The sequence below is a fragment of the Boseongicola sp. genome, from assembly GCA_014075275.1.
In the GTDB taxonomy this organism is placed as follows: domain Bacteria; phylum Pseudomonadota; class Alphaproteobacteria; order Rhodobacterales; family Rhodobacteraceae.
In genome coordinates this window covers 2193847-2219814 of record CP046179.1, presented here as the reverse complement: position 1 = coordinate 2219814, position 25968 = coordinate 2193847, and the positions used below count along the sequence as shown (strand labels likewise).

The window sequence follows — 25968 nt, the reverse complement described above, 5'->3', positions numbered from 1 at the left end:
CGTCTCCTTTCAGATCGGCAGAGGCGCGTCGGCCTTCAGCTGATCCATGACAATCTGGCTCTGCACGCGCGCAACCGCGGGGTGGGGGAGCAGAACTTCGTGAATTAATGTGTTCAATCTAGAGAGGTCTTCGCAATAAACTCGTAACAGATAATCGGCCTCGCCGGTCAAAGTCCACGCCGAAGTGACCTCGGGGCGCAGTTTCAGAATGCGGGTGAAGGTTTTGACCTTTTCCGGCGTATGAGTGGCCATCTGAACCGAGATAAACGCCTGCACCGACAGCCCCAGTTTCGGCGCATTCAGCCGGGCGCGATAGCCTTCGATCAACCCTTCGACCTCTAACCGCTGACGGCGGCGGCCAACCTGGCTGGAAGACAGACCCAGATGCGAACTGAGCGCCTCGGCGCTCATATGGGCGTCTTGTTGCAGTGCAGTGAGAAGTTTGAGATCCGTATCGTCCAGAGTGGCCATGCGGGGATTATGCGCGATTTTGACATACTTCGCAATAATTCCGCACATATTATTCGAGGCTTGCCAAGAATGCGCGAAAAATGCGCGCATCAGGGGATATATAGAGCGTATCACCAGACTCCAGGAGTACCATGATGGGTCCGTTCCCGCACAACGCGCCGAAATCCGAAATCACACCTGAGAACCCGGCTGGCACCGATGGGTTTGAATTCGTCGAATTCGCGCACCCCGACCCGGACCATCTGCGCCAGCTTTTTGATCGCATGGGCTATACCCACACGGCCACCCATAAGACCAAAGCCATCGAGCTTTGGCAGCAGGGCGACATAACTTACGTGATTAACGCTGAACCCGGAAGCCATGCGGCCGATTTCATCGAACTGCACGGGCCTTGTGCGCCTTCAATGGCCTGGCGTGTGGTGGACGCAGGCAATGCCCTGCGCCACGCGGTTGAAATGGGCGCGGAAGAATTTACCGGGCCTGGAAAGACCCTGGATGTGCCTGCCATTGTGGGGATCGGTGGCAGTCTGATCTATTTCATCGATCAGTATTACGAAACCTCACCCTATAACGATGAATTCAACTGGGTTGCCAAAGCGCATCCCCAGGGCGTTGGTTTCCACTATCTGGATCACCTCACCCACAACGTGTTCAAGGGCAACATGGATGTCTGGTTCCGGTTTTATGGCGACCTGTTCGGGTTCGAAGAAATCCGCTTCTTTGACATTGAGGGCAAGTTTACCGGCCTTCTCAGCCGGGCGCTAACCTCGCCCTGCGGCAAGATCCGTATCCCGATCAACGAAGATCGTGGCGAGACCGGGCAGATTGTGAACTATCTGAAGAAGTATAACGGCGAGGGCATCCAACACATCGCCGTCGGCGCGCGTGATATTTACGAGGCAACGGATAAGATTTCTGAACGCGGTGTGACCTTCATGCCGGGACCGCCGTCGTCTTATTATGACCTGAGTTTCGAACGGGTCGAAGGGCATGACGAACCGGTTGACCGGATGAAAAAGCAAGGCATCCTGATCGACGGTGAAGGTGTCGTAGACGGTGGCGAAACCAAAATCCTGCTTCAGATATTCTCGAAAACCTGCATCGGTCCGATTTTCTTTGAGTTCATTCAAAGGAAAGGCGACGACGGGTTTGGCGAAGGGAATTTCAAGGCGCTGTTTGAAAGCATTGAAGCCGAAGAGAACGCGAAAGGCGATTATGGGGATGTCGCCGCCCGGTAAGGTTTCGCCGCAGGGCTTCGCCGCTGCGCCGACCGACTGGGGGCTCTGCCCCCAGACCCCCGGGATATTTGTGGGCCAATAATGAGCTGAAGCGGTGCTTGCCTCATGGGGGGAAGCGCTGTATCTGCGGGACCCATGACACGTTTTTTCGATATGGATGATCGCGCGCGCCTGCCCTGGCGGTTTTTTGGTGCGTCCATGGCTGTGCTGACCCGTCTGACCTGACGGTCTTTTTCACGTCGCGCAGCCGCGCATTTTTCATATCAGCCAGGGATATCTTACATGACCAATCCGACTACGCTTTACGACAAGATCTGGGCCGATCACGTTGCCCATGAAGCCGAAGATGGCACCTGCCGTCTTTATATCGACCGTCACCTTGTGCATGAAGTCACCAGCCCTCAGGCCTTTGAAGGTCTGCGGATGGCGGGACGTTCGGTTCGTGCGCCAGACAAGACTGTCGCGGTGCCTGACCACAATGTGCCGACAACAGCGGGGCGCAACAACCCCGATCAAATGCCCGAAGACAGCCGCATTCAGGTGGCCGCGCTGGACAAAAATGCCAAGGATTTTGGAATTCACTATTACCCGGTGTCGGATATCCGCCAGGGGATTGTGCATATTGTTGGCCCCGAGCAGGGCTGGACCCTGCCCGGCATGACCGTCGTTTGTGGTGATAGCCACACAGCGACCCACGGTGCTTTTGGAGCGCTGGCTCACGGGATCGGCACATCCGAAGTCGAGCATGTTCTGGCGACACAAACGCTGATCCAGAAGAAATCGAAGAACATGAAGGTCGAGATCACCGGCAAACTGCGCCCGGGCGTTACGGCCAAGGACATCACCTTGTCGGTGATTGGTGAAACCGGGACTGCCGGAGGCACCGGCTATGTCATCGAGTATTGCGGTGAAGCGATCCGCGATCTGTCCATGGAAGGACGGATGACAGTTTGCAATATGGCGATTGAAGGTGGCGCACGCGCTGGTCTGATCGCGCCGGATGAGAAAACCTATGAATACGTTAAGGGCCGTCCCCATGCGCCGAAAGGTGCGGCGTGGGAAGCGGCATTGGCCTATTGGAAAACGCTTTCGACGGATGAGGGCGCCCATTGGGACAAAGTGGTGACAATCAAAGGCGAAGACATCGCGCCTGTTGTGACCTGGGGAACGTCGCCCGAGGATGTGCTGCCTATTACGGCAACCGTGCCCGCTGCCAGCGATTTTGAAGGAGGCAAAGTGGGCGCTGCGGAACGTGCGCTGGAGTATATGGCGCTGAAGCCCGGAACCCCGTTGAACCAGATCGAGATCGATACGGTCTTTATCGGGTCTTGCACCAATGGCCGGATTGAAGACCTGCGGGCTGCGGCTGACATTCTGCGTGGCAAGAAGATCAAAGATGGTTTGCGCGCGATGGTGGTGCCGGGATCGGGTCTGGTGCGTCTTCAGGCCGAAGAAGAGGGTCTTGCGGATGTGTTCAAAGAGGCAGGATTTGAATGGCGGCTTGCGGGCTGTTCCATGTGCCTGGCGATGAACCCGGATCAATTGGCCCCGGGTGAACGCTGCGCGGCAACCTCGAACCGGAATTTCGAGGGCCGGCAGGGTCGTGGTGGCAGAACGCACTTGATGTCGCCAGCCATGGCTGCGGCGGCAGCTTTGACCGGGCACCTGACGGATGTGCGCGAATTGATGTGAGTTGGTGCCCGAAAGGCGGCGCACAGATCTTACCAAGGTCTGAAAGCACCGTTCGGGTCCACCGACGTGATACCGACGCGATACAGACAATGGTTTTCGCTCGGGTCTGGAGACTGAAATGGAAAAATTTACGACGCTGACGGGAACGGCTGCACCGATGCCTTTGGTCAATATCGACACCGATATGATCATCCCCAAACAGTTCCTGAAAACGATCAAACGCACCGGTCTTGGTGCAAACCTGTTTGACGAGATGCGCTTTGACACTGATGGCAACGAAATCGAGGATTTCGTGCTGAACCAGCCAGCCTATCGAGGTGCCAAGATCCTGGTTGCAGGGGATAACTTTGGCTGTGGGTCCAGCCGTGAACACGCCCCCTGGGCGTTGTTGGATTTCGGAATTCGCTGCGTGATTTCAACGGCTTTCGCGGATATTTTTTACAACAACTGCTTCAAGAACGGCATTCTTCCGGTTGTGGTTTCGCCGGAAGATCATGCCAAGCTGATGGATGATGCCAACCGCGGCGCGAATGCGACGATCTCGGTTGATCTGGAAAGCCAGACCATCACCGGACCCGACGGTGGCGAAGTCGCCTTCGAAGTTGATGCCTTCAAAAAGCATTGCCTTTTGAACGGCTTGGACGACATCGGCCTGACGATGGAAAGCGCAGCATCTTCGATTGACGCTTTTGAAGCCAAGGCAAAAGTGGCGCGCCCTTGGGTCTAAGCGCCAGCTACCTACCAAATATTGGGTCGCTCTAACCGAGCGGCCCTTTTTTATGGGCAAATTGATGCAAAGTCGCACCATTCCCACCACGAAAATGCCCAGATGTCTCAGCAGAGTTAACGAGAGGTTGCTGTAGATTCCGAAAGAAGGCAAAAATTGGGCCAAATTGAGGCAAACCGCCATAATTGGCGGAAAAACAACGAAAAACGGTTGATGCGCAACGACGTAATCGGCTGGGTAAAGGGGCAGTACCGGTGATTTCCCGCATGACTGGGGCACTCGTCCGTGCATTTTTGGTGGTGTTGCTGATAGCAACGCCGTCTTTGTTGTTGCCAGGTATGACGTCGGATACCGCTCAGATCGTGACGCTTGTTGCGATATTCGGTGCAGCGCTGATCTTTTTTGAATACGCCTCCTCCTATCCTGGTCTGGTCGAATTTCGCGATGCGCCGCCCTTTAATCGCATCCGATTTTTCTCGTTGTTTCTGACAGTTGTCATGCTTGCGCTGCTGACCCGCGGCCAAATGGTGCCGTCCGAGCTGTCGGAAACAGTTTGGGCCATTGGAGCGACTGTTGGCAGTGCCATCGACTTCCCGTATTCGCCTGTGCGCCTGGTGGTTCTGATGTTGCCCGAAGACACATCTGTCGCTCACATTGAATTGGTGCGGAATTCAGCCGGCATCAGCTATCTGATTTCATTGGTTACTTTGGCCATATTCATCATCCTGCAACGGGTTCAAAGATGGCCGTTACGCAATGGCGCGTTCAACGTCTGGATCAACCTGCCGACTTATGACCCCACCGCCGGTGGCGATGTTGTTGAACGTTTAGAACGGGATGCACGATTTAACATTGCATTAGGGTTTTTGCTGCCATTATTGACGCCAGCGGTGATCAAGTCAGCGACATCGCTGTTTGGTGCGGTTTCACTTGAGAACCCGCATACACTGATCTGGACGGTGGCAGCATGGGCATTTCTTCCCGCTTCGCTCTTTATGCGCGGTATTGCCATGGGGCGGATCGCGGGCATGATTGCGCAAAAGCGGAACGACGGAACCGGCGACGACGAGCACAGCGAAGGCTTGCTGCCAGTCTGATATCAAGTCTGTTTCTGGTTTCGGTTGCCACGGCTGAACCCATTCGCGTTGCCCTTTACCACACAGAACTTGAGCGCAAGGGCCCCGGACTTTTGCTGCGCGATATCCTGAAAGGCGGTGACCCGCAGGTATTGGCATCGATCCAGGTTTTAAAAGCGGCGGATGCGGATGTTGTTGTTTTAGGTGGCTTCGACTTCGATCTGAACCTCATGGCGCTTAGAGCATTTGCAAAGCGCGTCGGTGGTTATCCTCATCAATTTGCATTGCCATCTAATCGTGGTCTGCTGACCGGCCAGGATTTGAACGCGGATGGCAAAGTTTCTTTGCCCGACGATGCAGTTGGATATGCTGCATTTGCCGGGCAGGGCGGACTTGCGATCTTGTCCCGCTGGCCAATTGACCTGGGTGCCGTGCAGGATCTGAGCAATACACGATGGTTGGATCTTGCTGGCAATATTGCGCCCGAAGGCACTGATCCAGAACAGCTTTTGTCGACAACCGCGCATTGGATCGTGCCGATGTCGACGCCCAGTTGGCCGACGGTCCAAATCATGGTTTGGCACGCGACCCCACCCGTCTTTGATGGACCCGAAGACAGAAACGGACGGCGCAATCATGACGAGGCGTTCGTCTGGCAGGGGATTTTGGACGGTCGGATTTCAGGTCCCTTTATCCTTACAGGCTTGGCCAACCTTGACCCCGCTGATGGTGATGGACGCCCCGAAGCGTTGAACGCCCTGCTGACTGATCCACGCATCACCGATCCGAAGCCAAAGAGTGAAATGGGCGTTGTGACGTCTAGCCGCGATGGGGGGAAAAACCTGTTCCAAAACGGAGATCCCGCGCTCGATACCGCAGATTGGTCCGATGACGGACGCGGCCCCGGAAACTTGCGTGTCAGCTATCTGTTACCAAGCGTTGATCTGACAGTGGTGGGATCGGGCGTGCTATGGCCCGATCCCGAAACGTCACTCGGCCGCGATGTCGCCAAGGCCTCGCGGCATCGTTTGATCTGGGTGGACCTTGGGTGCGATGGCTGTGGCGATGGCCGTTAAAGGGTCAGTGTCGCGGAACTTGGGCAACAGTTCCTTAAACCGGGTGTCATCCAGACGGTGGGGCATATTCCACAGATAGCGCATCTCAATCAGGTGCTTGGCCATACCCCAGAATGGTATCGCCAGTTTTAGCGCCCACCACGGCATCCCACGCACTTTCTGTGGTGTTCCGGAAGCCTGCTCAACCAAATCTTTCATCTGCGTCAGCCTCAGTGTGTAGCCGGGAAAAGGCACGTCTTCGAATGCAGCCAAGGTGGCGCGTCGCTCGGCCAGTAAAACAGCGGCCCGCGCAACATCGGGCAAATACCCCCAGGCGTGTTCGACGTCGCGTGCGCCGGGTGCCAAAAAGATACCTTTGGCAGTCTTCTTGGTGATGACGTCATCGAACCAATTGCCCGAAGCCTCGGTGTCGATATAGTCACCCGCCCTGAGCACAATCGTCTGAACGCCTGCCGCGCGATAGGCCGCTTCCATTTCGATGCGGATGCGTCCCAAAGGGTTGGTCGCTCGTTGTGTTGTCGTTTCGGTAAGGATTTGCGGTGCATCCTGCCCAAAGACATAAACGTTGCCCGGTAGGATGACGGTTGCATTGTTGACCTTCGCCGCCTCGATCACTTCGGCAGTCAGGCGGGGGACATCTTTGGCCCAATCGGTATAGGGCGGGTTCCAGCCGTTGACGATCACGTCCGCATCGCTCGCAGCCTCTGCCAGGGTGTCGGTTTTGCGATTGAAGGGCCGGACGTGCCAACCTCTGTTCCAAAAAGCATCTGTCGCATGGCGGCCAAATCGACCATTTGCGCCAAGGATCAAAACTGTACCAGACATATCAATTCTCCTGTTGTTGGGAGCAACTTGAGCAATTCCGTTGTGAATTGAAATTGCCAAAATTCGTTGATCTGCTATTCACATTTGAATGGATATCGCACTCGAATCCCCGGACTGGTCTTTGTTGCAATCGTTTCTTGCAGTTGCGGAAACCGGGTCACTATCTGCCGCCGCACGTCGGCTTGGCACATCGCAACCGACGATTGGCCGACATATTCAGGCGCTGGAATCCCAACTTGGCGCATCGCTGTTCAATCGCCAACCGAAGGGAATGGCGCTAAGCGATGCCGGGGTTCGTTTGCTTGGCCCGGCGCGTGAAATGCACGATGCCGCCAACCGACTCAGCCTGTCTGCGGTCGGTGAAGGCGAGGGGATGCAGGGCACTGTGCGTGTCACCGCGAGCGTCTTTGTAGCCCACCATCACCTGCCTGGGATTCTTGCCAAAGTAAGCAAGCAACATCCTGAAATCGCTTTGGAAATTGTCGCATCCGACACTTCTGAAAACCTGCTTTTCCGTGAAGCTGACATCGCCGTGCGCATGTATCGGCCGCAGCAGTTGGATATGGTGTCAAAACATATTGGCGATATCGCGTTGGGGATATTCGCAAGCCCTGATTACCTCAGTCGTCGCGGAACGCCCACGAATTTCGAGGATTATATGGGTCACGAATTGATCGGCTATGACCGAAACGATGATATGATCCGCGGTATGCGGGCACTGGGCCTCGATGTGTCTCGTGACGCGTTTCCGGTGCGCTGCGATCATCATGCCGTGCTTTGGGAACTGGTGGCCGCAGGCATGGGGCTGGGGATCGCGCAACGCAGCGTTGGGGACAATGATCTACGGGTTGTGTCGGTTATGGATGACGCCCCTTTGCCCGGATTGCCGGTCTGGCTGACAACCCATCCGGCGATCCGTCGGGTTCCACGCGTTGACCTTGTTTGGAACGCTTTGGCTGAAGGACTGACCCCGATTTTGGCGCCGCCGGGCAGCCTTCTGTCTCCGGATGAATTCATCGCGTCCAAATAGCTCGCTTGACGGCCCGGAAGGGGCGCGGTAGGCCGCCTTCGATACCGCAAACGGAGGCCTAAATGTCCAATCCATCGCTGCTTATTCTTGCCGGAGACGGCATCGGCCCTGAAGTCATGACCGAGGTCAAAAAGGTCATCAACTGGTATGGAGAAAATCGTGACATCGCCTTTGATGTCAGCGAAGATCTGGTTGGCGGTGCCGCCTACGATGTGCACGGCGCGCCTCTGGCAGACGAAACAATGGCCAAAGCGCAGGAAGTGGACGCAGTTCTGCTGGGTGCCGTCGGTGGTCCACAGTATGACGATCTGGATTTCAGCCTGAAACCGGAACGTGGTCTTTTGCGCCTGCGCAAGGAAATGGACCTGTTCTCGAACCTGCGCCCGGCGCAATGCTTTGATGCGCTTGCAGATTTCTCGTCCCTGAAGCCTGAAGTGGTTAGTGGTCTGGACGTCATGATCGTGCGCGAGCTGACGTCGGGTGTTTACTTCGGCGAGCCTCGCGGCATTCACACCGAAGGCAACGAACGTGTCGGCGTTAACACGCAGCGCTACACCGAAAGCGAGATTGCACGGGTTGCGCGCTCGGCTTTCGAACTTGCGCGTCGCCGGTCGAACAGAGTTTGCTCGATGGAAAAAGCCAACGTCATGGAAAGCGGTGTTCTGTGGCGTCAGGTGGTCAGCGAAATTCACGCGGCTGAATATTCCGACGTTGAACTCAGCCATATGTATGCAGACGCGGGCGCAATGCAGCTTTGTCGCTGGCCCAAGCAGTTTGACGTGATTGTCACCGACAACCTGTTTGGTGATATCCTGTCGGACACTGCCGCAATGCTGACCGGCTCGCTGGGCATGCTTCCTTCGGCGTCACTGGGTGCGCCAATGGAAAATGGTCGCCCCAAGGCACTCTATGAACCGGTTCACGGCTCGGCTCCTGACATTGCCGGGCAGGGCAAAGCAAACCCCATCGCCTGTATCCTCAGCTTTGCCATGGCACTGCGCTATAGCTTTGATAAGGGCGACGAGGCGACCCGTCTGGAACAGGCCGTTGAAGCGGTTCTGGCCGATGGATTGCGCACAGCTGATCTGATGGCACCGGACGACGGAACACCAGTTTCAACAAGCGAAATGGGCGCCGCAGTAATTGCCAAGCTCAGCGAAAGCCTTTGATCTGATCGCATCATGACATTTGAATGGGGTTGACTGTCTGGTCGCCCCTTTCTTACTTCACACAATGACCGAGCCCCGACGCAACATTCTTCCAGGCATTGCATATGCCTTGCTGGCCTATGGCCTGTTCTCGTCTCACGACGTGATCGTAAAGTCACTTGGCGCAACTTATCAGACCTTTCAGATAATCTTTTTCAGCGTGCTTTTGTCGATGCCGCTGTTGCTGTTCATGCTTATGCGGGATGAAACCAAAGGCACGCTGATCCCCAATCACCCCTGGTGGAGCGCTGCGCGAACTATGGCAGCCGTCGTATCAGGCTCGTCAGCTTTTTATGCGTTTTCGGTTCTTCCGCTTGCCCAAGCTTATGCCATTATATTCGCCGCTCCGCTGATAATTACGGTTCTATCAATCCCGATTTTGGGTGAGAAAGTCGGCCTTCACCGCTGGGCGGCCGTTGTCGTTGGATTGATCGGCGTCATCATAGTTTTAAGACCGGGCTCGACTGTCCTGACCCTTGGGCATGTTGCGGCTATCACTTGTGCCGTCGGTGGCGCCACAGCCTCGATCATTGTGCGCAAGATCGGCCGGGACGAGAGAAGTGCGGTGTTGCTGCTGTATCCGATGATGGCGAATTTCGTGGTGATGGCGATTGCTTTGCCATTTGTTTATGAACCCATGCCTATCCAACATTTGGGACTGATTGCTGCAATGGCGATTTTGGCGTTTGTCGCCGGCCTGTGCCTGATTGCCGCTTATACACGGACCGACGCCGCGATCGTCGCGCCGATGCAATATAGCCAGATCATTTGGGCACCGCTATTCGGCGCGTTCTTTTTTGCAGAAATGGCGGACCGGCAGACCTGGATAGGTGCTTCGATTGTCATAGCCAGCGGCCTGTACATCGTCTTGCGAGAGGCACTGGGTGGCCGATCTTTGTTCAGCCCGGTTCTGGCGTCCCGCAACCGACCAGAAACTGGCACTTCACCGCGCACTGGAGCTTTGTGGTGGAGACGGCAGACACCCGACGCACCGTCATTACCCAACACCGACCCAGAAAATTCGACAGACAAGGACTAATTCGCGACGTTCAGTCAGACTGTAGCGGAACCCGGTAGAACACTGATGTCCGCGGTAGAACGGCATCAAGTACCCAAGGGTATTAGTTCGATTGTTGCTATTTCGATCCAGGACCGAACTGTTGAGGTTCAAATGTCTTTGGAATCGGGCAATTCTTAAGAGTTTTCAATCGGCTTGCTGCGAAGCACTCCTACCGTTTCCCGTTCAGCTCTTCGGCAGGAAACGGGGGGCAGGCCACGGGCGATCAGTGACAGGTCTTCCAGCACCAATGCACCAATCTGTTCCAACGTGTCAGATAATGCGCCTGCGCGATGGGCCGAAAACAGCATGCCCGGTACTCTACGGATTGGGTCATCTAAAGTTGGCGGTTCTTGCGGGAAGACGTCTGTGGCGACGCGTAATCGGCCTCTGGCAGCCTCTTCCGCGAGTGCATCGAAATCCGCAAGTGCGGCGCGACTCAGCAAGATGAGCATCGCGCCGTCCTGCATAGTCGCCAACGTTTGACGATTGAACAAATGCGTGTTCTCGGTCGTCACAGAGGCGACGACAAAAACCACTCTGCTTTCTGTAAGGACCTCGGCCAAAGGAGCCGGGGAAACCCCTTGTCTGGAAAGATAATCGTCGGGCAGCCAGGGATCGTAGACTCGAATTTTGGCTGAAAACGGTAACAAGAGTTTATTCAGTGCGCGCCCTAGATCTCCGAACCCAACAAAACCAATGTGGCTGTGGCTGAGCAGCTCGGCTTGGCTGTTGCCGTCGAGTCCGTATTTTTCTTGCCCGGCAATGAAATCTGCGCACCCGCCATGGATGTTTCGTGCCAATGACAGCGCCATGCCCAGTCCCATTTCGGCGACTGGAACCGCAAATACCGATGCCGGTGTTAAGACGTGGATGCCGCGCTGAAAGCAGATGTCGTAGTCTATGTTCGGAAGGAAATTTGTCTCGACATTGAAAATCGCGCGAAGATTTGGAGCCGCGGCAAGTCGATCACCATCCATTGGCTGTTGGCTGATAAGGACATCGCATTGGGGCAGGAGCCGGGCATATTCGCTGTCTCGTTTCGCCGGGTCGATTTCAACGACCGTGTGTTCTGCAAATAGTTGGTCGCGATGCTTTTTTGAAAAGATTTCGCCGGTCGTGCGGGGGGAGGGGTCGTAGAGAATATGCATTACGGCTCCGAAAAACGATTTACAACATAAAACGTTTTTTCTACTGTGATGGCAAGAGGAAGCCATGCCTGCCGAACTTCAGACTGCCACCACACCTTCGAGACCTTCTATCAGAGACGTTGCGCGTCGCGCTGGCGTGTCGCCGGGGTGCGTGTCGAACGTCATAAATGGACGGAGGCGGCAGGATGACCCGATTGGGCGGGCTGTATTGCAGGCTGTCAAAGAGCTTGGGTACCGGCGCAATACGATGGCCTCGAATCTACGGCGCACCGAAAGCCGGATTGTGGGCTTGGTAATCCCCGATTTCGAGAACCCATTCTTTGCCGAGCTGGTGGCCGAGCTGGATCACTGTGCCAAAAGCACAAGTTACCGAATAGTCACGACATCCAGCCGGGAAGATCCGGAAACCGAGGCTCATGAGATCGACGAACTGCAAGGTTGGAGAGTTGCCGGTGTTCTGTTGATCCCTTCGCTTGGATCGCGCGCCGAAAGCCTGGTTGGTGAAAGTGAAACACCATTTGTGCTGATTGATCGGGTGCGATCTGACACCAAACTCGATGCTGTCAGTGTGGACAATGCCGAAGCCAGTGCGGGGGTAGTTCGAGAGTTGGTAGGCCTTGGACACCGTCGGATACTGATCGCCTATCTTGGTGATGGGATCGACAATGTCGCAGAGCGGCTTGCAGGAGTTCGACTTGCCGTCGCCGAAGCCGGTGACAGTATTGCAGCCGACTATGTACCAACTGGTGGAAGCGTCGAAAGTGCCCGAAGCGCGCTGAATGACTATCTGGACAACAACCCGGACCCGGATGCAATTTTTTGCCTGTTTAACACCGCCACACTGGCGGCATATGGGTTGATGCAGGAACGCGGTCTTGGCCTTGGAACACAGACCTCATTGGTTGGATTTGATGACAGCGCCTGGATGGCACATGTTCATCCACCGGTCGCAGCGATTGTTCAGCCTGTAAAAGAGCTGGCTCAACAGGCATGGGGTCGGCTTTTGTCCCGTATCGAAGACAAAGACAAACCGCGCGGTGTTGTTCGAGTGCCCTGTATGCTGGAAGCGCGCGGTTCGCTTTTAAGTGAAAATGATTTTGTGGGATCGAGAAGTGGTGTTGCGGCGCAAAGCGCTGCTTCCTGAAGATTGAGGCGCCGCAAGAAGCGCTTGAGAATACGTCGAAAATTAACCTGGAGGAGAAACTATGTTAAGAAAATTGACAGCAACTGCGATTGTCGCCGTTATGGCGATGCCAGCGCAGGCAGAAACCTATGGTGTGCTCATGAAAACGCTGTCGAACCCTTTCTGGGGGGCGATGGAGCTGGGAGTCCGCGAGGGTGCCGAGGCGGCAGGTGTGGATTACTATTTGCAAGCCGTTGAAAGCGATCAAGCGGCAGAGCCGCAACTTAACGTCTGCAATACCATGCTGGAGCGCCAGCCAGATGCGATGATCACGGCTGCCATCAATTCGACGATTTTGCTGCCGTGCTTAAAGCGTGCAAATGACATGGGTATTCCCGTTGTTGATTTGGACGGTAACCTTGATCACCAGATTGCAGCTGACGCTGGTGTCGACATTGCCTTTTCTATCGGTTCGGACAACGTTGCCGCGGGGGCGCAGGGCGCAGAATGGCTGGTTGGCCAGCTTGGTGCCGATGCCACCGGTCCGGTGCTGATAATCGAGGGATTGTCAGGGAATATCACGGGCCAGAAACGCGCGAGCGGCTTTGGCGATAAACTCGGCGAATTGGCACCGGGTTTGGAAGTTGTTGCTTCGCTGCCAGGCGATTGGGATCGCGGCAAAGCCGCTAACATTACGAATGACATCCTGACGGCTCATCCGGGTCTGGTTGCTATTTTCGCCGCCAACGACGGCATGGCGCTTGGTTCTGTCGAGACGGTTTTTGCCGCTGGCAAGCAGGATCAGGTGATTGTTATTGGAGTGGACGGCAACTCTGACGCGGTCAAATCGATCAAGTCCGGTCGTCTAAACGCGTCAGTTGCGCAATTGCCTTATCTCGTTGGCAAGCAGGCGGTTGAAATGGTCAAGGCCGGTGGCGACCACCCGGATTGGATCTTTGTTCCAACGATGGTGCTGACCAAAAACATACTGGATGCCGGTAGCGATCCGATGCTGGAATTCGTGAAGTAAAAAATCTCGGGTCGGCCTGTGAAGGGCCGGCCCGTGCTAACTATTGGGCGGGTCGAATGCTGAAATTCTTGGAAAGAACACACGTTCGTGTGGAGTCCTTGTTGGTCCTTATCGGCCTGGCAGTCGTTATGACGATCCTGTCACCTGTGACGGGCAGTGGAGTTCGGGTTTTTCTGACCGCAAACAATTTCTTCAACATCATTCTGGCCAGCGCGACATTTGGAGTGTTGGCGATTGGCGCGACTTTTGTGATCAGTGCTGCGGGCATTGATCTATCTTTGGGATCTGTCCTGGGACTAGCTTCGGTAAGCGGTGCGGCTCTGGTGGTGACACTGGGCTGGCCCTGGTATTTTGCGATATTCGGATGCCTTGCTGCGGGCGCTGCGGCTGGGGCGGTTAATGGATTTATTATTACACGGGGACATGTTCCGGCGTTTATCGTGACACTTGGGATGCTCGGGATCGCGCGGGGACTGGCCCTTATCATTTCAAGTGGACGAGGAATTTACGGGCTTCCCGAAGAGATTTTGTTTCTGGGCCAGGCGCGGCCGTGGGGCATTCCCACACCGGTCTTTATCCTTTTGATGGTCGCAATGGTCTCTCACTATATATTAGCCCACACGCCCTTTGGGCATCACACTCTGGCGTTGGGCGATAACGAGAATTCTGCAAGAGCCACCGGGATCAATGTGCGGCGTCAGCGCATGATGCTTTACACAATCGCCGGATTGATGGCCGGTATAGGCGGCTTGATTTTTACCGCGCGGGTCAACACTGGGGATCCTACCGCAGGTCTGAATTACGAACTATTGGCAATTACCGCGGCCATTATTGGTGGAACGAACCTTTTTGGCGGGCGTGGTTCAATATTGGGAACCATGATCGGTGCGTTGATAATGGGGGTATTGCAGAACGGGCTGAACCTTATGGCGGTGCAAGCCTATTATCAGCAGATGGCGATTGGAGCAGTGCTGATCGCGGCCGTCTGGCTTGACCAAATCCGCACTCGTGGAAGGTCGTTGCAATGAATATTCTCGAACTTTCCGGCATCGAGAAAAGTTTTGGTGCCGTCAAAGTGCTGCAAGGCGTTGATCTTACTGTGGCGCCCGGCGAAGTGGTTGGCCTTGTTGGGGACAACGGAGCGGGTAAATCCACGCTCATGAAGTCGATAACCGGAGTCTACAGCACAGACAGTGGCACTGTGACTTTCAATGGAAATGATGTGACACATCTTGACCCCGGCCAACGCCGCGAGATGGGTATCGAGATGATCTATCAAGATCTGGCATTGGCACCTCAACAGGATGTCGCGAACAATATCTTTCTCGGGCGGGAGCCGACCAAACGCTTCGCCGGGATTATTCCCGGATTTGTCGATAAATCCCGGATCGATGCCGAGGCACAGAAAATGATTGATCGCCTTGGGGTTCACGTGCCCTCAATCCACATCCCGGTCGGGATGCTTTCCGGTGGACAGCAGCAGACAATTGCCATTGCGCGAGCACTGACGTTCAAACCCAAGCTGGTCATAATGGACGAACCGACGGCGGCTCTGGCTGTAAGAGAAGTTGAGAGTGTTCTGAAACTCATTGAGCAGATGCGTAGCGAGGGTATCTCGACCATTCTGATTAGCCACCGATTGAATGACGTTTTTGAAGCCTGTGGGCGAATATTGGTTTTGAGGCGCGGCAATGTGATTGCGGAACTCAAACGCGACGAAACGGATATGGCCGAAGTGGTGTCATACATCGTTGGCGCGCACGGATAAGAAGGAGACGCAGATGCCTCGACTTGGACTGCACGCGCTGGCGTTCACACCTTTGTGGAACCCCGATGAAGCCGACGCGTATCTGCCGCGGATAAAAGAGCATGGTGTGCGGGTTATTGAAACACCGCTGTTGGACCCCCAAAATTTCGATAGTGCTGGGACACGCAAAGTTGCAGAAAAATACGATGTCGAAATTGTTTGTTCATTGGGACTTCCCGAAGAACTTAACGTCATGACCCGCATAGACGATGTGGCGGATTATCTTGCCCATGCTCTGCAGGTTGCACGAGAAGCAGGAGCGCAGGCGCTGTCGGGTGTCACATATGGAACGATCGGGAAGCGCTCGGGAGCTCCACCGACGGCGTCCGAAATTGATTCCATCTGTCGTCTTATCGAGAAAGCTTCAAAGTCTGCAAAAGAGTTGAACATGCGGATCGGCATCGAGCCATGTAACCGTTATGAGACACACCTGTTGAACACTGCGAAACAGAGTGCAGATTTCGTTGATCGGGTGGGTGCGGACAATGTTTTCATCCATCTTGATACCTATCACATGAACATCGAAGAAGTGAGCATGGCTCAGGGGTTTGCAGATGCTCGCGAGCACCTTGGCTACGTGCATTTGTCCGAGTCCAATCGCGGCGTGCCTGGGCGTGGAACTTTGGATTGGCAAGGTTGCTTTGAAGGACTGAGTGCCATTGGCTATGACGGCATCCTGACGCTGGAGAGCTTTGTGTATCTGGCTCCCGAAATCGCATCCGGTCTGGCTGTATGGCGACCCGTGGCCGAGAACCCGCAGGATGTCATAGATGTTGGTTTGCCGTTTCTCACCGATAAGGCGAAGGCGGCGGGGATGGTGTGGCAGTAGGTATGTCCAGTCGAAGCATTGAAGAGAAAGAACTTTTGCGAGAAATCCAAATTCGTGGCCAGCACCGCCGTTCGTTGACTGCAATTGCAGGCGCGCCAGGATCGGGGAAATCAACAATCGCCGAAAAATTGGCAGCCGAACTCAATGATGAAGAAGCTGGCAGTGCATCGGTCTTTCCGATGGATGGGTATCACTACGACGATCTGATCCTGAACGCGCGCGGTTGGCGGCCGCGAAAAGGCGCTCCGCATACCTTCGATGTTGCAGGATTTGGGCAGATGCTATTGCGTTTGCGGACGAACAATGAGGAACAAGTTGCGGTTCCGGTGTTTGACCGTGATATTGAGATTTCACGCAACAGCGCCAGGTTAATTGATCGTAACGTGAGACACGTGATTGTCGAAGGAAATTACTTGCTTCTGGACGAGGCACCTTGGCGGGATCTGGCGGAACACTTCGATACGACGGTATTTTTAGACGTTCCGATAAAAGTTCTTGAAACGCGGTTAGCACAACGTTGGCAGCATCTTGAAACCACGGAGCGGACCGCGAAACTGGAAAAGAATGATCTGCCAAATGCCAGACAAGTTAACTCCCGAAGCCGTCCATCTGAATTCGTTCTGAATTAACCCGCAGAGGATGAAGTCAGGCTGATTTGGGTGGGCGGCGTAGGGACTTGGGCAATCCTAGGCATCATTCATTCGCCGCATCAGGTAGATATCCATGATCCAGCCATGCTGTTCGCGAGCGCGTGTTCGGGTCTCGTTGATTTCTGCTGATACGTTTTTCAGAACACCAGACTTCAAGATTTCATTCGGCATGCCAAGATAAGCGCCCCACCAAATTTCGACATCTTGATCAGCGAAATTTCGGAATGCGCGATCACCGTCCAACATTACTGCCACGCAATCGGTGTCTTCTGGCCATCCGTTTTCGGTCAGCTGTCGCCCGGTCGTGATCATCACTGGCTTGCCAAGGTCGTTCAGTGGAATTGCGTGTACTGCCGTCAGCAATTGCAGGGACGTCAGCCCTGGAACAACTTCAATTTCCGGGGCAGGCGATATGCGTGATGCAATTCTAAGTGTGCTATCATAAAGCGAGGGATCGCCCCAAACCAACAACGCGACGTGATTAACGCCCTCGTGGTCAGCAATTTTTCCAGCCCAGATATTGGCAATTTCATCATGCCAAAGATCAACTGCTTCCAGGTAAGGTATGCCGTCCCGACGTTTGGGCATGTTGAAAAGCGCGACAACATCTTCGCCAGGTCTGAGAGCATCCACTATTTGCAGGCGCAGATCGGCCAAGTCTGATTTTTGGGGCCCTTTGCTTGGGACCAAAATCAGTTCAGCGTCTTGAATTGCGCGCCGCGCTTGTCCGGTCAGGTGATCCGGATTTCCAGAAGCGATACCTATGAGAGAGAGTTTTGCCATGGGCAGAGAGTGCGGCGGTTACCGCCGCACTCAATATATTTGATCAGGCTGCGCTGAACAGACGCTGAGTAAACAGACCGGCGCCCTTTGCGCCGCGAATGCTCTTGGCTGTCGCCAGGACAGCCAGGTCCGCTACAGGCTCGATCATGATGACCAGCATGTATGCTGCGCCAAAGGCCGCGATGGAAGCCATGTTTTCGGCTCCGAAGCCCTGACCCCAGACTGCCCAGAAAGCTACCCAGGCTACGATGCCGCCCTGATAGATGCCGGACATCTTCAGAACTTGTGCATAACTCAGATCAACATAGGCCGTTGATTGAGAGACAACCCGTTTCGCAAGCGCATGAACTCCAAACAGCGGGAACAGAAGCGTTGACAGATTTACAAAATACATCGGCAGATCGCTTGGTGCGAAGAACGTACCTTGAATGGCCAGTCCAGCCGCCAAACCCATTGCAGCGGCAGGGGCCCCAAGCAACAGAAACAGCGTTGTGCCAAGAATGAAGTGAACTTCAGAGATGCCAACCGGGAAATGTGGAAGGATTTCGAAGAATACAAAAACTCCAACGGTTGCGATCATTGCGCGGGCCACAAACGACGCGTGCGAATGTGTTTTCAGGTCCTCAGCTGCCAGTTTCAGGGTATATCCTGCGGCAGTTGCGGCCGTGCCATATGCTAGCGCCATTTTAGCGCCATCTACGACGCCGGGTTCGATGTGCATTTCTCGTTCTCCTTACCGCCCGCCCGGCGGCTCTTTGTAGTCGGCTTCCCGACGGTTGCATCCTGATGGCAGGTCTCCTGACTTATGGTATTTGGTGGTTCTGAGCCTTCCCAGCATTTCGCCAGTGGCTAACTTCAGACCACATACCATTCACAGTTGCGGGGGCAGTCCGGGTTTTGAACCCGATTCCCTTTTCAGGCTGAACAAACAGCCACCATCTCGGTCACCATTACAGTATTTGCAAAGCGCAACAAGTACGTTCGCGACTTCTATTCGTTCACCAGCGGCCCATAGAGAATTAGGGCAGGTTGATTGCCGACATGGGAGGACAAACTGGTCGCCAAATTGGCTACCGAATCGCGACTGATCTTTTGTTCTGGCGTGCTGACGCCTTCTGCCATTAGTGCAGGCGTGTCCGGCGGTAACCCATGGTCAATCAACAGCTTTGCCAGCTTCGGAAATGTCCGCTTGCCCATGAACACCACCGTCGTTGCTTGGTTGTCCGCCAGTGCGGCAAAGTTCAGATCTTCGGGCAGGGCACCGGCTACATCGTGCCCAGTAACAAATTGAACTCGACGCGAGGTTAGTCGACGGGTCAGTGGAATGCCTGCTGCTGCCGCCGCTGCGCAGGCCGAAGGGATGCCGGGAATTATCTCATAGTCGATTGCGGCCTCACGAAGCGCAATAATTTCTTCTTCAAGACGACCAAACATGCCTCCGTCGCCAGACTTCAACCGTACAACGCGAGCATTTTCTTGAGCATATTCAACCAGTAACTGGCTGACATGGTTTTGTTTGGGCGAGGGGCGCCCAGCGCGTTTCCCGACTCCGACCAGATCGACACCTTGTCGGACATGTGACAGTATCGGACCAGCAGAAAGATCATCGAACAAAACCGCGTCGGCCTGTTTTAACCTGTTGATCGCCTTGACGGTCAACAATTCCGGGTCGCCGGGACCCGATCCGACAAAGCTAACGAAACCGCTCATGAGCGATCCTTGGTGATGAGATGGAAGAACGTGCCGGTGGCATTTCCCCGTTTTGAACCGGTTTCCGGAACCGGATTTCCATCGGCGTCAAAGACGTTGGCCAACGGAGTGTCTGGCTGTTCCAAAATGGTGGAATAGTGAAATTCGTGTCCGCGTAGGGCTGCGCCTTGCACAAATCCCGGCATGTCGTTTTGTAGCACTGCGCGTCGGTATCCCAGGTGAAACTTTCGTTTCTCAAAGCTGGTCACCAAACCAAGCAATCCCGCCATCTTGTGGCGTTCACCTGACTTGTCGATTAGTGCTTCGCCCAACGCCATATAGCCTCCGCATTCGCCGTGAACGGGCTTGGCTTCAGCGTGCTTTCTCAATCCCGTCAAAAACACTTTCGAGGCGGCCAGCTTACCCGCATGCAGCTCGGGGTATCCACCTGGTAACCAAGCAAGATCGGCTTGCGGATCCGGTGCCTCGTTGGCCAAGGGAGAGAAAGGCAGGATAGATGCACCTGCGTCTCGCCAACCCTTCAGGATGTGGGGGTAGGTGAATGAAAAGGCCGCATCCTTGGCCAGTGCAATGGTCTGCGCTGGCGGCGGTGGCAAAGCACCTGTGGCACCGCCGGTTATTGTTGCGCTTCGGGCTGCTGCCTTGATGGCTTCGAGATCCACGTTTTCCCGCAAGAAATCGGCATATCCTGAAATGGCGGCTTCAAGATCGGGATGCTCTACCGCCTGAATTAGCCCCAGATGTCGCTCCGGAAGCTTCAGATCGCCTCGTCTAGGAAGCGATCCCAGAACATTCACACCCGCCCGTTCCATGCCAAGTCTTGTAAGCCGTTCGTGTCGCGGGCTGGCAACGCGGTTAAGGATTACGCCAGCAAAGGGCAAGTCTGGGTTATATTTTGCAAAGCCAAGCGCTGTTGCCGCAGCTGACTGCGCCTGTCCACTGACATCGACGACCAGAATTACCGGCCATCCCATTCTGGCAGCGGTTTCGGCACTGGTGCCAAAGCCTGACTGACCCTTGGTTGCCACCCCATCATAAAGTCCCATGGAACCTTCGGCGACTGTGATGTCAGCGCCGATGCGTTCCTGCGATATAGCCGAGAGCAATTCTTCGTCCATCGCCCAGGTGTCGATATTGAACGAAGATCGCCCGGCTGCGGCCAAATGAAAGGCCGGGTCAATGTAGTCGGGGCCGCTTTTGAACGGCTGAACATTCAAGCCATCGTCGCGAAAGGCACGAAGTAACCCCAACATGACCGTTGTCTTACCAGTGCCCGATGATGGGGCGGATATCATCAATCCGGGGGGATTAGTCATCACCATGGCTCCAACTTGCCCAAGGGCTCTCCGCTGATTGAGGGCGGTATCGTCTGTCGTAATCCGCTGAATACAAGCAGCTTTCAGCGAAGCCATCCGCAGCTAGGGCGTGCCCAACCAGAATTAGTGCCGTGCGTGTTATGTCGTCGGGGATGGAGTGTGACAGCTCAGCCAGCGTTGTTCTAACGATGCGCTCATCTGGCCAACTTGCGCGGAACACAACCGCGACAGGGCAGTCATTTCCATAGACCGGGGACAGATCTTCGGCGACCTTTTCTACATTACCGATGGACAGATGAATGGCCAGCGTCGCGCCTGTTTGCGCAAAGTTTGCCAGTGTTTCGCCATCGGGCATAGTCGAAGCGCGGCCGGGAGTGCGAGTGAGGACAATTGATTGAGCAACGCCGGGCAATGTCAGTTCTGCGCCCAACGATGCAGCTGCGGCGGCAAAGGATGGCACGCCCGGCGTGACCGTGAATTCAAGTCCTTCTGCCTTTAGTCTGCGAATTTGCTCGCCCATGGCACTCCAGACTGACAAATCGCCCGAATGCAGTCGGGCGACGTCCAAGTCTTGTTCGCTTGCGGTCCGGCACTCGGCAATAATTGCTTCGAGGTCCATGGAAGCGGTATTCAGGATCCGCGCTTTATCCGGGCAATGCGACAGAATGGCTTCGGGCACCAACGATCCGGCATAAAGGCAGACCGGGCAGGCCGCGATCAGGTCACGACCACGAAGTGTGAGCAAATCAGGTGCGCCAGGCCCCGCGCCTATGAAGTGGACAGTCATTGAACTTCCCCTTTGGCAAGTGCACATGTGGCCATGCGATCTTGCGATATTACCCGTGGCGCCAGCAACTTGGCCGTCGCGCCGACCCCGGCCAGAGCCGAAGCTTCGGCCATGCTGCCGACTGAACGCGAAGCCATCGAAGCATCAGACGCGGTTTTGGTCTCTTGCCGCTCGATCTTTGCTGCCGCAATTCGCAATAGCGGAACATCAAGTTTCGCGGCCAATGGCGCCAATTGGTCCGCTTTATCTTCGATCGTTGCTATCGCATCTGGGAGAAGATTACTCGATGTACGTGACAGGGCATCTTGAAGGCTCTCGATGGATGCCCCGGCGCGAAACCCAAACCCAGCGACGATCATAGCTGAACGCTCCACTGAACTATGGGGTAGTTTGCCTGCCAACCACGTTTGCTGCCCAAAGGTTTGGCGTTGGATATCTCAATACGCACCAACGAGCCGCCCAATTTGGCGTGCCAAAGACTTAGCAGCGCTTCCGCCTCAAGTGTGACGCCATTGGCAACAAGGCGTGCACCCGAGGCTTGGTTCACGATCCAGCTTAACATCGGTTCTGAAATTCCTCCGCCAATGAAAATCGCATCGGGTTTTGGAAGGTTGGCAAGGGCATCAGGTGCCGATCCCTTTATGATATGCAGTCGGTCAACGCCCAAATTCGCAGCATTGCTTTTTATCCGTTCGGCGCGTTCTGCGTTTTGTTCAATGCAAACCGCTTGAGTGGTTGGTTCCGACAAAAGCCATTCAATGCCTATCGAGCCCGAACCGCCGCCGATATCCCAAAGCGTCTCTCGCGGTTTCGGCGCAAGCGCGGATAGGGTCATTGCACGCACGGGCTGTTTGGTGATCTGCCCGTCAGACTGGAACCAATCGTCTGCAATGCCGGATGTCTTGGGCATCACTCTTCCGTTTCCAAGAACACTTACCGCTGCGCACACCGGATGTTGGAAGTCCCGGTTCGGAAGGGATTCGGCAGTGGCAACGGTTTGGCGTTCATTCGGGCCCGCCACAGCTTCGAACACGTGCACCATGCTTTCGCCAAATCCAATCTCGCAAAGGTAATCTGTAAATTCAGGCACCGATTGACCGTCACGCAACAGGACAATGAGCTTTGTCTGTGGGCTAAGATGTGGCCTCAACCGGGCCAGCGGTGCGGCGTGTAAACCGTGGCAATTGGTTTTTTCGATTGCCCACCCCAAGCGGGCGGCGACAAGTGAGAAAATTGATGGACCGGGGATGGCGATCCATTCGTCGGCCTCAAAGTTTCGGGCGATGACACTGCCTGCGCCGAACCAAAACGGGTTTCCAGATGCAAGAACTACAACTTTTTGACCCCTGAACGACTGAAGCACCTCTAGTCCATCCAGGAAAGGAACTGGCCATTCTACTTTTCTGGCCGCGATTTCTGGTAAAAGTTCCAGGTGTCGTGGCGGCCCCATGACAATACCGGCTACATCAAGGGCGGCTTGACTTGCAGGTGTCAAGCCGTCAGGTCCATCCTCGCTCAGACCAATTATTGTTAACCAGGCCGCATCAGACATGAAGCCAAACCTTTTGATATTGGGTGGCACCACCGAAGCTTCGGCGCTTTGCAAGGCCGTGCATCTGGAAGGGCTTCAAGCTACCTTGTCGCTGGCTGGCCGCGTAGAGCGACCAATTCAGACGCCGATACCAATGCGCATTGGCGGATTTGGCGGTGCCGAAGGTCTGGTTGATTACGTCAATAGCCAGAGCATTACGCACATTGTTGATGCAACGCACCCATTTGCGGCCCAAATGAGCGCAAACGCCTGCCGGGCTAGTGCAGAAACCGGCGTGCCGCTTGTTGCTATGTCCCGCCCGCCTTGGGACGAACAAAGCGGAGACAACTGGCATCGTGTGCCTGACATTGCGGCCGCGAATGATTGGCTGAATGGAGCGACCCGGCGAGTCATGCTGGCCGTCGGTCGCATGCATCTGGATGCCTTTTTGCCAAATGCGCAGAACTTCTATCTTTTGCGGCTGGTTGATCCACCAAAGGAGCCGCTTAAGTTCCCGCAGCACCACATCATCGTCTCGCGCGGACCGTTTCTTGCCAAAGATGACTGCAAACTGATGCAAGAATTTGAGATCGAGTTGGTCGTTTCGAAAAACTCTGGCGGCACAGGAGCTTATTCCAAGATCGAAGCTGCCCGTAAGTTGGGATTGCCCGTGTTGATAATTGATCGTCCTAGCTTGCACTACAGGGAAGAAGTTAGAACTGTCGCCGAGGTTTTGTCTTGGATTCATGACGTCACCGAACGTGGCGTGTAAACCAAAGGGTCACCAGAGCGCGGGATGATCCGAGTTTGAGAAGACCCGACAATGACCATCGTCCGCATGTCCGCCATCTCTGGACGGGCTTGATCCAGCGGGACAATCTGGATTGTTTCTTCAGGCGTTGAAACAGCTCTTCCGAATATGACAGGACGGGAATCGTTGCAGGCCTCTTGCAGGATTCCGAGCGCCTTTTCAAAGCCTTCCGGACGCGACTTTGAGCGTGGGTTATAAAATGCCATGGCGAAGTCTGCCTCGGCGGCCAAACGCAACCGCATTTCGATCAGCGACCAAGGTTTCAAATTGTCGGACAAGTTTATGGTGCAAAAATCGTGGCCCAAAGGAGCGCCAACTCGTGCAGCTGTGGCCAGCATCGCAGTTATGCCGGGCAATACGCGGATATCAGTATCACGCCAATTCGGCTCGCCATGCTCAACCGCCTCCAAAACAGCGGCTGCCATAGCAAAGACACCTGGGTCGCCCGAAGAAACAACGACAACCCGCGCGCCATCGCTGGCCATCTCTAACGCGTGGCGTGATCGGTCGATTTCGACGCGGTTATCGCTTGCGTGCAAAGTCAATCCTGGGCGCGGCTCAATTCGAGCGACGTAGGGAATGTATCCTACAATGTCAGTCGCCTCGGCAATTGCCTTGCTGACCTCGGGAGTGACCAAGTCATCGGAACCCGGGCCCAACCCGACGATGGAAACCCAACCGTTCATGGTCGTCGCCCTTGCCCATGCACAACGATTATCGAAAAATACGGAGTGACCTTTTCAGTCAGCTCACGCAGCGGAACGACATTCTGATTTGGCATCGAAGCATATTGAACCAACCACGCGTCGTTATACCTTTTCGCGGCTTTCAACGCGCTGCGGACCTTGGGCAAGTTACGGCCGATTTTCATAATCACCAGTGCATCCGCTTGCGCCATATGCGTCGCCAATTCCGCTTCTGGCAGGGTCCCCATCAAAACACTCAGAACATCGTCGCCCCAGGTTACCGGATGGCCGGTTGCCGTCCATGCACCAGACATACCTGTAATTGCTGGAACGACTTCGACGGGCAGGTTATCTTTAAGGCGCGTGTATAAATGCATGAAAGAACCGTAAAAAAACGGATCGCCTTCGCACAAGACAACCACATCCTCGCCAGCTTCGGCGATGGATTTAAGGTGGTTAGTGCAACTTGTGTAAAACTTAGACAGACATGAGTTGTAAGCCGGATCGTGAAAAGGGATCTCTGTCGTGACGGGACATTCCATCGGAAACTCGACGGCATCTGCGCTCAGCATGCCATTCACAATCTGCCTTGCCTGACCTGCGCGGCCAGATTTGCGGAAAAAGGCGATGTGTTTTCCGTTGCGGATCAACCGGTCAGCTTTGACGCTTATCAGGTCGGGATCGCCGGGTCCAAGCCCGACGCCGTATATGGTGCCCGGTTTCATTCGGCGCGACTTGCGATTGCGTTAACGGCGGCGACCGTGATTGCGCTGCCGCCGAGCCTGCCTTGAACTATACATGATGGAACTGGCTGCGCGGCCCAAAGTGCATCTTTGCTCTCCACTGCGCCAACAAATCCAACTGGGCAACCGATGATGGCCGCGGGACGTGGGCAATCGGGGTCTTCTAGCATGTTTAGCAGGTGGAACAATGCCGTGGGGGCGTTGCCAATCGCGACAATGGCCCCCGCCAGATGCGGCCGCCATAACTCTAGCGCTGCCGCTGAACGCGTGTTTGACATCTTGGCCGCCAGTTCGCGAACGCCGTCGGCATGCAAAGTGCAGATAACTTCGTTTTCAGCGGGCAGCCGAGTGCGGGTCACCCCTTCGCTGACCATGCGGGCGTCGCAAAGAATTGGCGCTCCATTTTCCAATGCTTCGCGCGCCACATCGACGAAGCCGGGGGAAAAGCGAATGTGGTCTTCAAGTCCCACCAACCCTGCTGCGTGGATCATGCGGACGGCAACCTGCTCTTCAGATTGGGCAAACGACTCAAGATTTGCTTCCGACCGGATCATCGCAAAGGACTGTTTGTAAATGGCCGCGCCGTCGGTTTCATAAGTGTGTGGCATCAG

General features: G+C 55.1%; 29 protein-coding genes and 1 riboswitch. Of the genes, 16 read left to right on the top strand and 13 right to left on the bottom strand.

Going from position 1 to position 25968, the window contains the following annotated elements:
- Positions 1 to 9: 9 nt before the first annotated feature.
- A complete protein-coding gene (locus GKR98_11100) occupies positions 10 to 471 on the bottom strand; it encodes an AsnC family transcriptional regulator (protein QMU60068.1) in 462 nt (153 codons plus the stop codon).
- A 134-nt stretch (positions 472 to 605) separates the two neighbouring features.
- Here GKR98_11100 and hppD point away from each other — a divergent pair, with 134 nt between their 5' ends.
- From hppD to GKR98_11070, 6 genes are all read left to right on the top strand, one after another.
- The gene (gene hppD / locus GKR98_11095; protein ID QMU60067.1) at positions 606 to 1709 is read left to right on the top strand and encodes a 4-hydroxyphenylpyruvate dioxygenase; all 1104 of its coding nucleotides are present in this window, start codon (positions 606 to 608) and stop codon (positions 1707 to 1709) included.
- Between the two features lie 135 nt (positions 1710 to 1844).
- Complete coding sequence (locus tag GKR98_11090; protein QMU58688.1) at positions 1845 to 1934, top strand: hypothetical protein; 90 nt, start codon at positions 1845 to 1847, stop codon at positions 1932 to 1934.
- 57 nt (positions 1935 to 1991) lie between these two features.
- Positions 1992 to 3401 (top strand): 3-isopropylmalate dehydratase large subunit, encoded by a 1410-nt coding sequence (gene leuC, locus GKR98_11085; GenBank protein QMU58687.1) that lies wholly within the window; start codon positions 1992 to 1994, stop codon positions 3399 to 3401.
- A gap of 118 nt (positions 3402 to 3519) precedes the next feature.
- Positions 3520 to 4128, top strand: a complete 609-nt coding sequence (gene leuD / locus GKR98_11080; protein ID QMU58686.1) for a 3-isopropylmalate dehydratase small subunit — start codon at positions 3520 to 3522, stop codon at positions 4126 to 4128.
- Between the two features lie 254 nt (positions 4129 to 4382).
- Entirely contained in the window at positions 4383 to 5225 is an 843-nt protein-coding gene (locus GKR98_11075; GenBank protein QMU60066.1) for a hypothetical protein, read from the top strand.
- 8 nt (positions 5226 to 5233) lie between these two features.
- Complete coding sequence (locus GKR98_11070; protein ID QMU60065.1) at positions 5234 to 6280, top strand: endonuclease/exonuclease/phosphatase family protein; 1047 nt, start codon at positions 5234 to 5236, stop codon at positions 6278 to 6280.
- Here the strand turns inward: GKR98_11070 and GKR98_11065 are convergent.
- Positions 6194 to 7105: an epimerase gene (locus tag GKR98_11065; protein ID QMU58685.1), complete on the bottom strand. Its 912-nt coding sequence runs from the start codon at positions 7103 to 7105 to the stop codon at positions 6194 to 6196. The two genes, GKR98_11070 and GKR98_11065, sit on opposite strands and share 87 nt — an antisense overlap.
- Before the next feature lie 88 nt (positions 7106 to 7193).
- Here GKR98_11065 and GKR98_11060 point away from each other — a divergent pair, with 88 nt between their 5' ends.
- The 3 genes from GKR98_11060 (at position 7194) to GKR98_11050 (ending at position 10382) form a co-directional block, all read left to right on the top strand.
- A complete protein-coding gene (locus GKR98_11060) occupies positions 7194 to 8135 on the top strand; it encodes a LysR family transcriptional regulator (protein QMU58684.1) in 942 nt (313 codons plus the stop codon).
- Positions 8136 to 8197: 62 nt separating this feature from the next.
- Positions 8198 to 9304 carry a 3-isopropylmalate dehydrogenase gene (leuB, locus tag GKR98_11055; GenBank protein ID QMU58683.1) on the top strand — a complete coding sequence of 369 codons (1107 nt, stop codon included), beginning with the start codon at positions 8198 to 8200 and terminating at the stop codon, positions 9302 to 9304.
- 64 nt (positions 9305 to 9368) lie between these two features.
- Positions 9369 to 10382, top strand: coding sequence for an EamA family transporter (locus GKR98_11050; protein QMU58682.1), 1014 nt, complete (start codon positions 9369 to 9371; stop codon positions 10380 to 10382).
- A gap of 155 nt (positions 10383 to 10537) precedes the next feature.
- Here the strand turns inward: GKR98_11050 and GKR98_11045 are convergent, their stop codons facing one another.
- A complete protein-coding gene (locus GKR98_11045; protein QMU58681.1) occupies positions 10538 to 11551 on the bottom strand; it encodes a dehydrogenase in 1014 nt (337 codons plus the stop codon).
- A gap of 64 nt (positions 11552 to 11615) precedes the next feature.
- Here GKR98_11045 and GKR98_11040 point away from each other — a divergent pair, with 64 nt between their 5' ends.
- From GKR98_11040 to GKR98_11015, 6 genes are all read left to right on the top strand, one after another.
- On the top strand, positions 11616 to 12695 hold the full coding sequence (locus GKR98_11040; protein QMU58680.1) for a LacI family DNA-binding transcriptional regulator: 1080 nt from the start codon (positions 11616 to 11618) through the stop codon (positions 12693 to 12695).
- A 61-nt stretch (positions 12696 to 12756) separates the two neighbouring features.
- Entirely contained in the window at positions 12757 to 13704 is a 948-nt protein-coding gene (locus tag GKR98_11035) for a substrate-binding domain-containing protein (protein ID QMU58679.1), read from the top strand.
- Between the two features lie 56 nt (positions 13705 to 13760).
- Positions 13761 to 14732 (top strand): ABC transporter permease, encoded by a 972-nt coding sequence (locus GKR98_11030; protein QMU58678.1) that lies wholly within the window; start codon positions 13761 to 13763, stop codon positions 14730 to 14732.
- On the top strand, positions 14729 to 15472 hold the full coding sequence (locus GKR98_11025; GenBank protein ID QMU58677.1) for an ATP-binding cassette domain-containing protein: 744 nt from the start codon (positions 14729 to 14731) through the stop codon (positions 15470 to 15472). Before GKR98_11030 ends, GKR98_11025 begins: the two co-directional genes overlap by 4 nt.
- A gap of 13 nt (positions 15473 to 15485) precedes the next feature.
- Positions 15486 to 16340, top strand: coding sequence for a TIM barrel protein (locus GKR98_11020; GenBank protein QMU58676.1), 855 nt, complete (start codon positions 15486 to 15488; stop codon positions 16338 to 16340).
- Between the two features lie 17 nt (positions 16341 to 16357).
- The gene (locus GKR98_11015) at positions 16358 to 16969 is read left to right on the top strand and encodes a hypothetical protein (GenBank protein QMU60064.1); all 612 of its coding nucleotides are present in this window, start codon (positions 16358 to 16360) and stop codon (positions 16967 to 16969) included.
- Between the two features lie 57 nt (positions 16970 to 17026).
- Here GKR98_11015 and GKR98_11010 read toward each other — a convergent pair whose 3' ends face one another.
- From GKR98_11010 to cbiE, 7 genes are all read right to left on the bottom strand, one after another.
- Positions 17027 to 17773, bottom strand: coding sequence for a precorrin-6A synthase (deacetylating) (locus GKR98_11010; protein QMU58675.1), 747 nt, complete (start codon positions 17771 to 17773; stop codon positions 17027 to 17029).
- 43 nt (positions 17774 to 17816) lie between these two features.
- Entirely contained in the window at positions 17817 to 18494 is a 678-nt protein-coding gene (locus GKR98_11005; protein QMU58674.1) for a hypothetical protein, read from the bottom strand.
- Between the two features lie 49 nt (positions 18495 to 18543).
- A riboswitch (cobalamin riboswitch) is annotated at positions 18544 to 18728 on the bottom strand.
- A gap of 35 nt (positions 18729 to 18763) precedes the next feature.
- Complete coding sequence (gene cobA / locus GKR98_11000) at positions 18764 to 19483, bottom strand: uroporphyrinogen-III C-methyltransferase (GenBank protein ID QMU58673.1); 720 nt, start codon at positions 19481 to 19483, stop codon at positions 18764 to 18766.
- Positions 19480 to 20799, bottom strand: coding sequence for a cobyrinate a,c-diamide synthase (locus tag GKR98_10995; protein ID QMU58672.1), 1320 nt, complete (start codon positions 20797 to 20799; stop codon positions 19480 to 19482). Before GKR98_10995 ends, cobA begins: the two co-directional genes overlap by 4 nt.
- A complete protein-coding gene (gene cobM, locus GKR98_10990) occupies positions 20792 to 21586 on the bottom strand; it encodes a precorrin-4 C(11)-methyltransferase (GenBank protein QMU58671.1) in 795 nt (264 codons plus the stop codon). Before cobM ends, GKR98_10995 begins: the two co-directional genes overlap by 8 nt.
- Positions 21583 to 21945, bottom strand: a complete 363-nt coding sequence (locus GKR98_10985) for a precorrin methylase (GenBank protein QMU58670.1) — start codon at positions 21943 to 21945, stop codon at positions 21583 to 21585. Before GKR98_10985 ends, cobM begins: the two co-directional genes overlap by 4 nt.
- A complete protein-coding gene (cbiE, locus tag GKR98_10980) occupies positions 21942 to 23138 on the bottom strand; it encodes a precorrin-6y C5,15-methyltransferase (decarboxylating) subunit CbiE (GenBank protein ID QMU58669.1) in 1197 nt (398 codons plus the stop codon). The genes GKR98_10985 and cbiE overlap by 4 nt, the downstream gene beginning before the upstream one ends.
- Here cbiE and GKR98_10975 point away from each other — a divergent pair.
- Positions 23137 to 23889, top strand: coding sequence for a cobalt-precorrin-6A reductase (locus GKR98_10975; protein QMU58668.1), 753 nt, complete (start codon positions 23137 to 23139; stop codon positions 23887 to 23889). The two genes, cbiE and GKR98_10975, sit on opposite strands and share 2 nt — an antisense overlap.
- On the opposite strand, the gene cobJ is transcribed toward GKR98_10975, so the two are convergent.
- From cobJ to GKR98_10960, 3 genes are read right to left on the bottom strand one after another with little or no spacing between them, the layout of a single operon-like run.
- A complete protein-coding gene (cobJ, locus tag GKR98_10970) occupies positions 23862 to 24614 on the bottom strand; it encodes a precorrin-3B C(17)-methyltransferase (protein QMU58667.1) in 753 nt (250 codons plus the stop codon). The two genes, GKR98_10975 and cobJ, sit on opposite strands and share 28 nt — an antisense overlap.
- Positions 24611 to 25339, bottom strand: a complete 729-nt coding sequence (locus GKR98_10965; GenBank protein ID QMU58666.1) for a precorrin-2 C(20)-methyltransferase — start codon at positions 25337 to 25339, stop codon at positions 24611 to 24613. Before GKR98_10965 ends, cobJ begins: the two co-directional genes overlap by 4 nt.
- Positions 25336 to 25965 carry a precorrin-8X methylmutase gene (locus GKR98_10960; protein QMU58665.1) on the bottom strand — a complete coding sequence of 210 codons (630 nt, stop codon included), beginning with the start codon at positions 25963 to 25965 and terminating at the stop codon, positions 25336 to 25338. The genes GKR98_10965 and GKR98_10960 overlap by 4 nt, the downstream gene beginning before the upstream one ends.
- Positions 25966 to 25968: the final 3 nt, after the last annotated feature.